We start from the raw sequence: 12,801 nt of genomic DNA, 5'->3' as shown, positions 1-12,801 counted from the left end.
CACGACCTGAATCGCGCCTTCGCGCGTTCCCCCATTTTCCAGGAGTTATCGATGGCTAATCTGATCGAAACACTTGCGCCTTTTGTCGGCGCGCTGCTGCCCGAACTCGAAACGATCTATAAGGATCTGCACGAGCATCCCGAACTTTCGATGCAGGAATTCCGCACCGCGAAAATCGTCGCCGACTATATGGAAAAGCTCGGCTACGAAGTCACGCGAGAAGTGGGCGTGACCGGCGTGGTGGCGATCCTGCGCAATGGCGAAGGTCCGGTCGTGATGCTGCGCGCCGACATGGACGCGCTGCCGATGGCCGAAGCCACCGGCCTGCCGTATGCGAGCAAGGTTGTCGCGAAGGACGAGGACGGCGTGCAGGTGGGCGTCGCGCATAGCTGCGGCCACGATATGCACGTGACCTGGCTGCTGGGCGCCGCGCGTCTGATGGCCGAACATCGCGGCGCGTGGGGCGGCACGCTGATGGCCGTATTCCAGCCCGGCGAGGAAGTGGGGCGCGGCGCGCGCAGCATGGTCGACGACGGCATGATCACGCGCTTTCCGAAGCCGGACGTGATTCTCGGCCAGCACGTGATGGTGGGCGCGGCGGGCACGGTGGGCTATCGCAGCGGCACGATTCTTTCGGCCGGCGACAGCCTCAAGGTCAAGCTGTTCGGGCGCGGTTCGCACGGCTCGCAACCGCAGACCTCGATCGATCCGGTCATCATGGCGGCTTCCACGACGCTGCGTCTGCAGACCATCGTCTCGCGCGAGATTTCGCCGCGCGACAGCGCCGTGCTGACGATCGGCAGCCTGCAGGCGGGCACCAAGGAAAACATCATTCCCGACGATGCCACGCTCAAGCTCAACGTGCGAACCTACGACGAAGACGTGCGCGAATACATGCTCGGTGCGATCCGCCGCATCTGCTGCGCGGAATGCACGGCCTCCAACGCGCCGCGCGAACCGGAATTCACCACGCTTTCCAGCTATCCGCTGACCGTCAACGACGACGCCACCACGGAACGTCTGCGTGCCGCATTCGAAGCGCGCTTCGGCGACCAGGCCTATGAAACGCAGCCGGCCGCAGCCAGCGAAGATTTCAGCGTGTTCGGCCGCGAATGGGGCGTGCCGTACGCGTTCTGGTTTATTGGCGGGACGGAACGTGCCGTGTTTGAAAAAGCGCGCGCGGAAAAGAAAATCAATCAATTGCCGAGCAATCATTCGCCGCTGTTCGCGCCGGTTATCGACCCGACGTTGCGCACCGGTCTCGAAGCGATGCTCTGCGCCGCGGGCGCATGGCTGAGCCTCGGCGCGGCGCTCGACGAACCCATCAGCGAGGCAGCGTGAGCATGGCTTTGGGCGCGCACGTCAGCGCGCATATGAACGCCCATACGGCGTACACGGCGCTCGATCTGATCGGCACGTTTGCGTTTGCGATTTCGGGCGCAGTGGCGGCGCGGCAGCGTCGGCTGGACCTGTTCGGCATCCTCGTCGTCACGTTTATGGTGGCGTGCGGCGGCGGCATTCTGCGCGATGTTTCTATCGGCGCGATTCCGCCGGCGGGGCTGTCGAACTGGGCGTATATGGCCGTGACCGTGGTGGCGGCGGTGATGACGATCTTCGCTTATCCGCAGGTACGGCGGCTGCGTCATCCGGTGCTTTTCTTCGATGCGATCGGCCTCGGGCTATTCGCCGTGGCGGGCGCGCAGAAGGCGTGGATCTGGACCGATAGCGCGGAAACCGCCATCGTGCTCGGCATGGTGAGCGCGGTGGGCGGTGGCGTGCTGCGCGATATTCTGCTGTCGCGCGTGCCGGCTATTCTGGAGCGCGAGATTTATGCGTCGGCGGCGCTGCTGGGCGCGGCGCTGCAGGTTGGGCTGACCTACATGGACTGGTCGACGTTCTGGACGCCGTGGGTGGCGACGGTGGGGTGCGTGACGCTGCGGCTGGCTTCGCTGTATTTCGGCTGGCGTTTGCCAGTATTTCATACGCGCGAGAGTAAAAAGAACGCACGCGCGATGGAAGAGGCTGCGCGGGCCAGCCAGCAGGATGCGCGTCACGACGCGCGGTGAAGGGCGGTTGAGCGTGACTCGCGCAGCGGCAGCAGCGCGCCTGATCAGGCGCGCCAGTTGCATGCGAAAGTCAGTGCTTGTGCACCTTTTCCAATGCCTCGCCGCGATGGACGGCGTGGTCACCGCTTTTTTCACTTTCTACCTCGTAATGCGGGTCTTCCTTCGATGCGGCGACAGCATGACCGTCCAGTTCCGTATCGCGGATAATCCGGCGAACTACGGTGCCTGTCGTCATCCCTTGCGGGGTGTTCCATGTAACGCGGTCGCCTGTTTTGAGTCGATGAGACATGGTCATGCGCTCCGGTGGTTGAAACCCGCTTATTCGCGCATTTCGTGTTCCTGAGGCTTTGATTGGCGCCCCTTTTTTTGTCTGTGTTGCTCTCAGGCTGATCGGTTGCTGACGCAACATTCTTCTATTCCAGACCGCGTAAAAACCAGGCGCTTAAGCGCGACATAAGTTTCATGCCCTACATTGCCCGCCCATGCACAAATGCATTCGAGGGCACGGTAATTATGTCAATGCTTGAAGTAGGTCGGGAAATCCGCGCCCTGCGGAACCGGTTGGGTCGCACTCTGGGTGAAACGGCGCGCGCGGCCGGTATTTCCAGTGGATTTCTATCGAAGGTCGAGCGCGGATGCGCTTATCCATCGCTCGTGACCTTGGGGGATATTGCCTCAGTACTGGGCGTGTCGGTCGCGCACCTGCTGGAACTGTTCCGCAATCAGGAAGCCGGGACTGTGAGGCAACTCAGTCCCGTTTCGGCATCGAGCCGCGCGCGAACGGTGCGTTGAGCGGCGCGGTAACGCGTCATCACTCGCGGGCGTCGTTCGCCTTTTCCTGAAACAGCGCAAGTCCAATCAAACTCACCACCCCGCACCCCAGCACATACCAGGCAGGCGCATAGAAACTCCCGGTCGCGCGCCACAACGCGCCGACCGCAAGCTGCGCAAAGCCGCCAAACAACGTCACGCCAACGGCATAGATAATGCCGAGCGACGTCGCGCGCACTTCGGGGCGCAGCGCTTCGAGAATCATCAGGAAACCCGCGGGGCTTGTCAGCGTCATCAAGCCGATCAACACGATCGCCACGATCAGCACCGTGCCCACTGTCGGCCACGCGGCAATCGCTGCGAACGCAGGAAAGAGCAGGGCAAGCGACACCACGGAAGCCATCGCCAGCAACGGCTTGCGACGCGGCAAACGGTCCGCCAGCTTGCCCGCGAACGGCGAACCAATCAGCAGGACGAGCCCTGCAGCACAACCGCTTGCCGATGCAGCCGCAGTGGGCATATGCAGCGTAAGCGCGAGAAACGCCGGCAGAAAGAACACAATCGTGTACATCGTGCCCGTGCCGCCGATCACCAGCATCGTGCCCGCCACGATCAGGCGCAACGGCAACCTGCGTTGCACAGGCCCGGCGTGATGCGCGGCCTGAGCCGGTAAATGCGCAGGCAAGGTATCGTCCAGCCGCGCACGCAGGAAGAATCCCACCGGGCCGATGGCCAGGCCGATCAGAAACGGCACGCGCCAGCCCCACGAAACCAGTTGCTCGTGCGAAAGCGATTTCGACAGCAGCAACGCGATCAGCGCGCCCGCCAGCGCCGCGCCGCCCTGGCTCGCCATCTGCCAGCTCACCAGCGCGCCACGCTTGCCTTCGCGGCCCGCTTCCATCAGCAGCGTAGTGGCCGCGCCCACTTCGCCGCCCGCCGAAAACCCTTGCAGCAGACGCCCGAGCACGATCAACGCGGGCGCAATCATGCCGATCTGCGCATACGTAGGCGCAAGCCCGATCAAGCCGGTGCCCAGCGCCATCAGCAACACCGTGAGAATCAACGCGGGCTTGCGTCCCGCACGATCCGCATAAGCGCCGATCAGCACGCCGCCCAGCGGACGCACCACGAAGCCCACGCCGAAGGTCGCCAGCGACATCATCAGCGACGCAAGCGCATCGTGCGCCGGAAAGAACAACTGGCCGATCAGCGCCGAAAAGAAGCTATAAACGGTGAAGTCGAAGAACTCCAGACCGTTGCCGAGCGCGGCGGCCAGCACCATCGTGCGGCTCGTGCGTGCGAGCGGTGCGCCCTGTGCTGCTGCGCGTTCGTGTACGACGTTCATGCGGATACCCCGGTTTCCATAGAGCTTTTGATGCGCCCACGCGTGTGCAAGGCGGCGTGTACCGCCTTGCGTGCGCGACACAACACGGCGCAATGCAGACTTACTGACTGCCCTTGATGCCTTCATCGTCGCGAATCACGAGTTTGGCCGCGTTGACCGAGCGCACGCCGTTCACGCCTTGCGCGACCGACGTGGCCAGCTCGATCTGCTGCGCGCTGGCGACTACGCCCGCAAGCGTGACCACGCCGTCATGCGCGCGCACGCGAATAAAGCTCGATTTCAGGCCTTGTTTGCGCGCCGCCTTGAGCGCGTGGCGCACGTTGGCGGCCAGCGCGCGATCCGCGCCGGACGATGGCGCCACGGCGGGCGTGGCGTGTTGCGCGCCCGGCACGGCGCTGGCGTCGCTGCCGCCTTGCGCATGAGCGGCCGCGCCGCCAGCCACGCAAAACGCGGCAACCAGAAAGCGCAACGTTTTGGGCGAATTCACGGTGATCCTCATCCTGTTTCTCCTCGGTCTGTTGTTCAGAACTGGTCAGAACTTGTGGTACATGCCCACGAGCACGAGATGCGGCGACTGGTACATCTCGGTGCCGTTCGCGCCCGTATAGCTGTTGCTGATGCTGTCGACGGTCGGTTGCTGGGTCGGATAACGGCCATACGTGGGCGTCGTGCCCGTGTTGTGAATCAGCGCGCCGCGCACATAAAGAGCCGTGCGTTTCGAGAGGTTGTAGTCATAGCCGAGCGTCACGCCATACGAATGGCTGCCCGCGCCCGCCACGTCGCGATACGCGAGTTCCACGCGAAAATCGTTGCGCTGCTGATAGCGATAGAGCCCGCCCAGCGTGTAGAGCGAGGCCACGCGGTCGCCATCCAGGCGCGGCGCGAGAAAGCTGTAGCCCGCCGAAAGCACGTAATGTCCGGCGTCATAAAGCAGACCGGCGGCGAAGTTATCGGTGCGCACATACTGCGAGGTTGTCAGCGCATTGAGCCCGTAATTGCCGATATAACTGAGCGTGCCGAACAGATGGCCGTCGAAGTAATTCAGCGCGGCGGCGCGTGTGACGATGGTCGGCGCACTGGAACTGTTGTCGTGCAGCGCCAGCGCCACCTGCGCATTGAGCGGCCCGAACCACGGCGACGAATAGCTGATCGCATTCGACAGACGGCTCGCTTCGAAGCTCGCGCCCGGGCCGAGGTCGTAGGTCCACGCGGTCAGATACGCGACCGTCGATACCGTGCCCACCTGGCCGAACACGTCGATAAAGAGCGGCACGCCCACATCGTCCTGCAAGCCGAACTTCAGTTCGCCGGTTTTCTGCGAACCGATGCTCACCCACGCCTCGCGATTAAACATCGTATTCGACGTGCCCAATTGACCATTGGCCGCATTGAAGCCGTTTTCCAGGTCGAAGCGCACGCGATAGCCGCCGCCCAGATCTTCCACGCCGTACAGACCGATCTTCGACGTCCATTCCCCGCCGCTTTGCTGCACAAACGCCGTCTGCGCGCCCTTCGTGAAGCCGATCGACTGGTCGATCGCGCCATACAGACGCACGCCCGGCGAATACGCGCCGGTCGTCGCGTAAGGCACGCCCTGAAAATAGTCTTCGAGGAACAGATTCGACGTCTGCGCCTGCGCGCCGATCGAAGCGCCGCCCATGACGGTTGCGCACGCAACCAGACGCGCGGCTCGCGCAATAGTGTGAGGCGTGATGCTGCTTGCTGACATTTATAGACTCTTTAGGTTGGTCAGAAACTGCGGGGAGCGCGGCGCGCGAGGCGAGAAGTGGGCGCGCAGCGTGTGGATCAGCCCTGGCGGAGATAGCGCTCCACGAGTGCGACGAACCACGCCGCGCCATAAGGCAGCGCATCGTCGTTGAAGTCGTAGCCGGGGTTGTGGACGGAGCAGCCGCCCACGCTGCCCACGCCGTTGCCGAGCAGCACGTAGCAGCCGGGCAGCTTCTCGGTCATCCACGAGAAGTCTTCGCTGCCCATCACGGCGTCGGGCATCATCGTCAGTCCGCTTTTGCCGACCAGCGAGTGCATGACGTCGATGGCCAGATCGGTCGCCTTCTGTTCGTTGACGAGCGGGCGCGAAATCGCCTTGTAATCGACCGTGGCGCTCGCGCCGTACGACTGCGCCTGAAGTTCGGCGATGCTGCGAATACGCGCCTCCAGCAGATTGCGCGTTTCGCTGTCGAGCGCACGCACGGAAAGCTGCAGCGTGGAGCTTTCGGGAATCACGTTGCCGGCTTTGCCCGCGTTGATCGCACCGACCGTCACCACGGCGGCGCGCGTCGGCTCCACGTTGCGCGCGACGATGCTTTGCAGCGCCATCACGATGCTTGCGGACGCAACGACCGGGTCGCAGCCCAGTTGCGGCATCGCGCCGTGCGCGCCGCGTCCGGTCACGGTGATCGTCACCGTATCCGACGACGCCAGCATGCAGCCGTGGCGCACCGCGAAATGACCGACCGGCAGGCCCGGGGCGTTGTGCAGCGCGAACACCTGATCGCAGGGAAAGCGCTCGAACAGGCCTTCGGCGATCATGCGCGAGGCGCCGCCCAGACCTTCTTCGGCGGGCTGGAAGATCACGTTGAGCGTGCCGTCGAAATCGGCTTCGGTGGCGAGGTGATGCGCGGCGGCCAGCAGCGTCGCCGTGTGGCCGTCGTGGCCGCAGGCGTGCATGGTCTGCGCGACCGTGCTGGCGTAGGGCAGGCCGGTGCTTTCCTGGATCGGCAGCGCGTCCATGTCGGCACGCAGGCCGATGGCGAGCGCCGACGTCCCGCGCTTGATACGCCCGACCACGCCCGTGCCGCCCACGCCCGTCGTCACTTCATAGCCCCATTCGGCGAGCTTTTCGGCGACCAGCGTGGCAGTGCGCGTCTCGGCGAAACCCAGTTCGGGGTGGGCGTGGATGTCGTGGCGAATCTGCACAAAAGGCGCGCGCTGCTCGCGCAGGCGTTCGATGAGATCGGCGCGCGGGGCGTCCGTTGCGGGGGAAGGGCTGTGCGGAATGGCGTTGGCTTGCGTCATGTCTGGTTTCTCTTGACTGGCCGTGCGGGCGACGGCTTCTGGAGAAACAGACTAAGGACGATCGGTCAAAATAAAAAAGCAAAAATCCGTATGTCGATAACCGCTGGTAATATCTCCCGCATCATGAAAATCCATCAACTGCGCGCGCTGGTCGAAATCGCCGCGACCGGCAGCATCAACGGCGCGGCGCGGCGGCTGCACGTGACCCAGCCGGCCATCACCAAGGCGGTGCGCGATCTCGAGGACGAATGCGGCGTGCGCCTGCTTGAGCGTAATCCCTGGGGCGTCGTGCCGACCGCCGAGGGCGCCGCGCTGCTGCAGCGCGCCCGCACGGTGGTGCGCGAACTCGAACGCGCGGAAGAAGACCTCGCGCATCTCAAAGGCCAGCGCACCGGCAAACTGGTGATTGGCGTGACGCCGATCGCGGGCACGGCGGGGCTGGCTGAAGCCTTCAGCAATTTCCGCCGGCACTGGCCGCAGGTGACCGTCGAGTTTCGCGAACTGGGCTTTAACCAGTTGCGCGAAAACCTCAGTAACCGCACGCTCGATCTGGCGTTCGCGGCCTTTCCCACCAGTCCCGGCGACGACGCGGTCACGATCCGGCCGCTGTTCGCCTTCGATTCGGTGTTCGTCACGCGCGCCAATGGCGCGTTCGCCAGCGCGACATCGCTCGCGCAACTGCAGGACGCCGAGTGGATTCACACCGACGTCACCGACAGTTATCCCGCCAATATCCGCGCGATGTTTACGCAGGCAGGGCTGGAGCCGCCGCAGCGCATCACGCGCTGCACCTCGTATGGTCTGCTTTACGGGCTGGCGCTCAACAACGACGCCGTGTTCGCCTGGACGCGCCACACCCTGGAGGCGGCGGAACTGGGTCGCGCGTTCGTCGAATTGAAACTGCCGGTGCGGCCGCCTTCCTTGCAGCTCTATCTGTTCTCGCCGCCCGAAGCGCAGATCACCCGGCCGGCCGAATATTTCGTCGATTGCATCCTGGCGGTAGCCGCCGAGCGCGCCCGCAACGGTTTGGGCGGTACGGTCTTGATGGGCATTTGATCGCCGCGAAGGAAGTTGCCTGTCCGACTCGTGTCCCGCCTTATCGTTGCCGGTACAACTTGATCGATGCACCGGATTGATGCCGGAACGCGCGCCACGTCCCTCAGCACAGTGAAATATAAATAAGGTACGGAACGTGCTCGCCGCCGGTTCCGGCCGCTGAGGGAGGGCTGGAAATCGCGCCTAATAGCACGATCGAGTCACCTTATCTAGTGCCACTAATGTAATTCGGCTTTACCCCGTGCGGGTTTTGCCGGATTGCGCAAAGTTGGATGCAGATTTCGCTCCGGACTGCTATAGTCCGCCCCCGCTGCGACCAGTCAAAAAGCACCATTCCAGATGACGCGCTATATTTTTCAGGCGTCATGTGCTCGGCCGGTCCGCATCGAAGTATCGAAAAATGCGTTGCCGCCGGGCATAGCGCGGAGCATCCCCAGCGGAGCGGGATCATCGCCCCGTGAATTTGCTTTCGGCTCGGCTATTTTCGGGATGGCCCGACAGGACACCCGCAACTGGCCATCGACGGACTGCGCAGCGCTCTTGCGCGCGACGGGACCCGGCAAGGGGTCCCAGGCGGCCCGGCTGGCACGGACAACGAAAGAAAGAAATCCACCTGGGAGCTGACGTGAAAAATCAACTGGGCGCCATCGTCCTGCTCGCAGCCAGCACGGCTGCCTCGGCGCAATCGAGCGTGACACTGTACGGCCGCGTCGACGGCGGTATCGAATATCTGAATCACATTGCCAATGGCAACGGCGGCACGTCGAGCCGCTGGAGCGCGGAAGGCGGCGACTGGGGCACCAGCATGCTCGGCATGAAGGGCACCGAGGATCTGGGCGGCGGCACCACCGCGCTGTTCGACCTCGAAACCGCGCTGCAGATCATGAACGGCACGTCGGGCGGCGGCAAGCTGTTCTCGCGTCGCGCGTATGTCGGTTTGAAGAATGATACGTGGGGGCAAATCCAGGCCGGCCGCAATCTCTTCATCGACAGCGACGGCGTCTGGGAATTCGACCCGTTCGTGCAGCAGGCGGTGTCGTCGGCTTCGCTCGTGCGCGGCCGCAACTGGCAGCAGACCAGCAATAACGTCGAATACCACAGCCCCGTGTGGCACGGTTTCGACGTGCAAGGCCAGTACGCTTTCGGCAACCAGACGAGCGGCTTCAACAATGGCGCCGATGGCGACTTTGGCCGCTCGGACGGCGTCATGCTGACGTACCACTCGCAACTGTTCGACGTGCGCGGCATCTACGACGAACTGCGCGACTCCAACGGCCGTTTCTCGAACATCTTCAGCTCGTCGCGCGAATACTTCGTGGGTGGCAACCTGCGCATGGACAAGTGGAAGTTCCAGGCGGCCTACACGCACTACGCGGCACCGGATTCGCCGGTTGGCGTGGCCGACAGCGCCGATCACTACTGGATGGGCGCGACCTACCAGGCGACGCCGAAGTGGGCCGTCACCGCGGCGGGCTTCTACATCCACGTGGGCGAAGGCAGCGGCGACGCATCGCATGATCCGGGCAGCCACGCCATGCTCTACGCGCTCGGCACGACCTATAACATCAGCAAGCGCACCTTCCTGTACGGCACGGTCGCTTACGTAGACAACAGCAAGAACGGCAACTTCTCGGTGTTCGCGACGTCGCGTGACTCGAGCTCGCCGACCAGCCCGAATGTGGGCGAGTCGCAGACCGGCGCTTACGTCGGGATGATGCACGTCTTCTAAAAGCATCAGGCTTTTCGCGGAGCGTTTTCCGCACAGCCGGCCATTCCGGGCGTAGCGGAGTGGCTGGACGACTCGCCGGCGTTCGCGCTGGCGCGCCTCGCCGCAGGCATCGTGTGACAGGCGATGTTGGCGGCGTCCTCAAAAGAAGGTTGAGATCATCATGTCAAGATCCAGAGAATCAACATCGCCGGGGTTCATCGGCGTCATCACCTTACTATTTATCGCGCTCACCTCGCTCTATCTGCTGATAGGCGGTGCGTACCTGCTGTCGCTCGGCGGTTCGGCGTATTACGTCGTGACCGGCGTGCTGCTGCTGGCCGTGACGTGGCTGCTGTATCGCCGTCGTCCCACCGCGCTCGTGCTCTACGCGCTCGTGCTCGTGGGAACCGCGATCTGGTCGCTGTGGGAGTCGGGTCCCGACTTCTGGGCGCTCGCACCGCGCTCGGGCGTGCTGGTCGTGTTCGGCGTGTGGCTGCTGCTGCTCGTGAGCTGGCGCCTCGAAGCGCCGCGCAAGCTGGGCGTGCAGACGCTGGTTGGCGCGCTCGTGATCTGGGCCGGCGTGCTCGTGTACGCCTGCTTCAACGATCCGCAATCGGTCAACGGCACGCTCAATGCGTCGACGGGTTCGCTCGCGGCTAACCCGAATGGCGTCGATGCCTCGGACTGGCCCGCATACGGCCGTACCCAGGAAGGCACGCGCTACGCGCCGCTGCAGCAGATCACGCCGGACAACGTGAAGAACCTGCAGGTGGCCTGGACGTTCCGCACGGGCGACCTGAAAGGCCCGAACGATCCGGTCGAAATCACCAACGAAGTCACGCCGATCAAGATCGGCAATCTGCTCTACCTGTGCTCGCCGCACCAGAAACTCTTCGCGCTCGACGCGCAGAGCGGCACGCTCAAGTGGACCTTCGATCCGAAACTCAAGGCCGATCCGTCGTTCCAGCACGTGACCTGCCGCGGTGTGTCGTACGTCGATCTGTCGACGGCGGCTCCCGCTGCTGCGGCTGCGGCTAGCGATGCGGCAACGGCTGCTACGGCGGCGGCTTCGGACGCTGCCGCTTCGGCACCGCAAGCGGCTGCCAGCGATGCGGCCGCAAGCGCCGCAACGGCTGCTGCACCGGCCAGCGACGCGGCGACCGCCGCTGCCGCTCCGGTGACGGGCGCCTGCTCGCGCCGTATCTATCTGCCGGTCAACGACGGCCACCTGTACGCGCTCGACGCGCTGACGGGCGAGCGCTGCGCGGGCTTCGCCAACAACGGCGATCTCGATCTGCAGCACGCCATGCCGGTCACGACGGCGGGCATGTACGAGCCGACGTCGCCGCCGATCATCACCGACAAGGTGATCGTCGTCGCGGGCGCGGTGGAAGACAACTTCTCGAACCGCGAACCGTCGGGCGTGATCCGCGGTTTCGACGTGCGCACGGGCCAGCTCCTGTGGGCATTCGATCCGGGTGCGAAGGACCCGAACCACATCCCGGGCCCGGGCGAGCACTACACGTGGAACTCGCCGAACTCGTGGGCGCCTGCTGCCTACGACTCGAAGCTCGACATCGTCTATCTGCCGATGGGCGTGCGCACCCCGGACATCTGGGGCGGCGACCGTACGCCGGAGATGGAGCGCTTTGCTAGCGGCCTGCTCGCACTGCACGCCTCGACGGGCAAGCTGGCCTGGTTCTACCAGACCGCTCACCATGACCTCTGGGACATGGATATGCCGTCGCAGCCGACGCTCGCCGACATCACGACCAAGGACGGCAAGACCGTGCCGGTCGTGTACGCACCGGCGAAGACCGGCAACCTGTTCGTGCTCGACCGCCGCACCGGCGAAACCGTCGTGCCCGCACCGGAACTGCCGGTTCCGCAAGGCGCGGCGCCGGGCGACCGCACCTCGCCGACGCAGCCGTTCTCGGAACTGACGTTCCGTCCGAAGAACCTGCTGACCGACAAGGACATGTGGGGCGCGACGATGTACGACCAGCTGGTCTGCCGCGTGATGTTCCACAAGCTGCGTTATGAAGGCACTTTCACGCCGCCGTCGCTGCAAGGCACGCTGGTGTTCCCGGGCAACCTGGGCATGTTCGAGTGGGGCGGTATTGCGCTCGACACCGATCGTCAGATCGCCATCGCCAACCCGATCGCACTGCCGTTCGTTTCGCGTCTGATCCCGCGTGGTCCTGGCAATCCGCAGGAACCGGAAGCCGGCGCCAAGGGCAGCGGTACGGAATCGGGCATCCAGCCGCAGTACGGCGTGCCGTTCGGTGTGACGCTGAACCCGTTCCTCTCGCCGTTCGGCCTGCCGTGCAAGCAGCCGGCGTGGGGCTACATCTCGGCGGTCGACCTGAAGACCAACGAAATCGTCTGGAAGAAGCGTATCGGTACGGTGCGTGACAGCTCGCCGATCCCGCTGCCGTTCAAGATGGGTATGCCGATGCTCGGCGGCCCGATGGTGACGGCTGGCGGCGTGGCGTTCATCGGCGCAACGGCGGACAACTATATCCGCGCGTTCGACGTGAACAACGGCAAGCAGCTCTGGGAAGCCCGCCTGCCGGCAGGCGGCCAGGCCACGCCGATGAGCTACTCGGTCAACGGCAAGCAGTACGTCGTGATCGCAGCGGGTGGCCACGGTTCGTTCGGCACCAAGCTGGGCGACTACGTGATCGCTTACGCGCTGCCGAACTAAGGCGCGCAAAGATCTGCGCGGCGAGGGCGGTTCGACCTCCCGCGCGGATCGGGACACCGGAAGCGGCATGCGTGACATGCCGCTTTTTTTTGCCCGGCTATCTTGTAGCCGG

The 12,801-nt window shown here is 64.3% G+C and carries 11 protein-coding genes; 6 read left to right on the top strand and 5 right to left on the bottom strand.

Annotated features, from left to right (window positions below; genetic code table 11):
- Positions 1–51: 51 nt before the first annotated feature.
- Positions 52–1,341: a M20 family metallopeptidase gene (locus G3N59_RS23645; RefSeq protein ID WP_205985219.1), complete on the top strand. Its 1,290-nt coding sequence runs from the start codon at positions 52–54 to the stop codon at positions 1,339–1,341.
- A 32-nt stretch (positions 1,342–1,373) separates the two neighbouring features.
- Complete coding sequence (locus G3N59_RS23640) at positions 1,374–2,066, top strand: trimeric intracellular cation channel family protein (RefSeq protein WP_205985297.1); 693 nt, start codon at positions 1,374–1,376, stop codon at positions 2,064–2,066.
- A 70-nt stretch (positions 2,067–2,136) separates the two neighbouring features.
- Here G3N59_RS23640 and G3N59_RS23635 read toward each other — a convergent pair whose 3' ends face one another.
- On the bottom strand, positions 2,137–2,355 hold the full coding sequence (locus tag G3N59_RS23635) for a DUF2945 domain-containing protein (RefSeq protein WP_205985218.1): 219 nt from the start codon (positions 2,353–2,355) through the stop codon (positions 2,137–2,139).
- A gap of 173 nt (positions 2,356–2,528) precedes the next feature.
- Between G3N59_RS23635 and G3N59_RS23630 the strand changes: the two genes are divergently transcribed.
- A complete protein-coding gene (locus G3N59_RS23630; RefSeq protein ID WP_241023883.1) occupies positions 2,529–2,858 on the top strand; it encodes a helix-turn-helix transcriptional regulator in 330 nt (109 codons plus the stop codon).
- 19 nt (positions 2,859–2,877) lie between these two features.
- Here G3N59_RS23630 and G3N59_RS23625 read toward each other — a convergent pair whose 3' ends face one another.
- The 4 genes from G3N59_RS23625 to G3N59_RS23610 all read right to left on the bottom strand — a co-directional run bounded on the left by G3N59_RS23625 (position 2,878) and on the right by G3N59_RS23610 (position 7,218).
- Positions 2,878–4,182, bottom strand: coding sequence for an MFS transporter (locus G3N59_RS23625; RefSeq protein WP_205985217.1), 1,305 nt, complete (start codon positions 4,180–4,182; stop codon positions 2,878–2,880).
- A 100-nt stretch (positions 4,183–4,282) separates the two neighbouring features.
- Positions 4,283–4,669, bottom strand: coding sequence for a BON domain-containing protein (locus G3N59_RS23620; protein ID WP_205985216.1), 387 nt, complete (start codon positions 4,667–4,669; stop codon positions 4,283–4,285).
- Between the two features lie 45 nt (positions 4,670–4,714).
- Positions 4,715–5,911, bottom strand: coding sequence for a porin (locus tag G3N59_RS23615; protein ID WP_205985215.1), 1,197 nt, complete (start codon positions 5,909–5,911; stop codon positions 4,715–4,717).
- Positions 5,912–5,988: 77 nt separating this feature from the next.
- Positions 5,989–7,218, bottom strand: a complete 1,230-nt coding sequence (locus tag G3N59_RS23610) for a M20 aminoacylase family protein (RefSeq protein ID WP_205985214.1) — start codon at positions 7,216–7,218, stop codon at positions 5,989–5,991.
- Between the two features lie 123 nt (positions 7,219–7,341).
- Between G3N59_RS23610 and G3N59_RS23605 the strand changes: the two genes are divergently transcribed.
- The 3 genes from G3N59_RS23605 to G3N59_RS23595 all read left to right on the top strand — a co-directional run bounded on the left by G3N59_RS23605 (position 7,342) and on the right by G3N59_RS23595 (position 12,689).
- Entirely contained in the window at positions 7,342–8,274 is a 933-nt protein-coding gene (locus G3N59_RS23605; RefSeq protein ID WP_205985213.1) for a LysR family transcriptional regulator, read from the top strand.
- A gap of 625 nt (positions 8,275–8,899) precedes the next feature.
- Entirely contained in the window at positions 8,900–10,003 is a 1,104-nt protein-coding gene (locus G3N59_RS23600; RefSeq protein WP_321816924.1) for a porin, read from the top strand.
- A 160-nt stretch (positions 10,004–10,163) separates the two neighbouring features.
- On the top strand, positions 10,164–12,689 hold the full coding sequence (locus G3N59_RS23595; protein WP_205985212.1) for a glucose/quinate/shikimate family membrane-bound PQQ-dependent dehydrogenase: 2,526 nt from the start codon (positions 10,164–10,166) through the stop codon (positions 12,687–12,689).
- Positions 12,690–12,801 lie beyond the last annotated feature (112 nt).

The organism is Paraburkholderia sp. Ac-20340 (genome assembly GCF_017104965.1).
In the GTDB taxonomy this organism is placed as follows: domain Bacteria; phylum Pseudomonadota; class Gammaproteobacteria; order Burkholderiales; family Burkholderiaceae; genus Paraburkholderia.
This window is presented reverse-complemented; position numbering and strand designations above follow the sequence as displayed.

What these genes read in the sequence shown, in the direction of transcription:
- G3N59_RS23605 (WP_205985213.1), top strand. Translation starts at nt 7,342, where the DNA reads ATGAAAATCCATCAACTGCGCGCGCTGGTCGAAATCGCCGCGACCGGC.
- G3N59_RS23635 (WP_205985218.1), bottom strand. Translation starts at nt 2,355, where the DNA reads ATGTCTCATCGACTCAAAACAGGCGACCGCGTTACATGGAACACCCCG.
- G3N59_RS23625 (WP_205985217.1), bottom strand. Translation starts at nt 4,182, where the DNA reads ATGAACGTCGTACACGAACGCGCAGCAGCACAGGGCGCACCGCTCGCA.
- G3N59_RS23630 (WP_241023883.1), top strand. Translation starts at nt 2,529, where the DNA reads ATGCCCTACATTGCCCGCCCATGCACAAATGCATTCGAGGGCACGGTA.
- G3N59_RS23595 (WP_205985212.1), top strand. Translation starts at nt 10,164, where the DNA reads ATGTCAAGATCCAGAGAATCAACATCGCCGGGGTTCATCGGCGTCATC.
- G3N59_RS23615 (WP_205985215.1), bottom strand. Translation starts at nt 5,911, where the DNA reads ATGTCAGCAAGCAGCATCACGCCTCACACTATTGCGCGAGCCGCGCGT.
- G3N59_RS23610 (WP_205985214.1), bottom strand. Translation starts at nt 7,218, where the DNA reads ATGACGCAAGCCAACGCCATTCCGCACAGCCCTTCCCCCGCAACGGAC.
- G3N59_RS23640 (WP_205985297.1), top strand. Translation starts at nt 1,374, where the DNA reads ATGAACGCCCATACGGCGTACACGGCGCTCGATCTGATCGGCACGTTT.
- G3N59_RS23645 (WP_205985219.1), top strand. Translation starts at nt 52, where the DNA reads ATGGCTAATCTGATCGAAACACTTGCGCCTTTTGTCGGCGCGCTGCTG.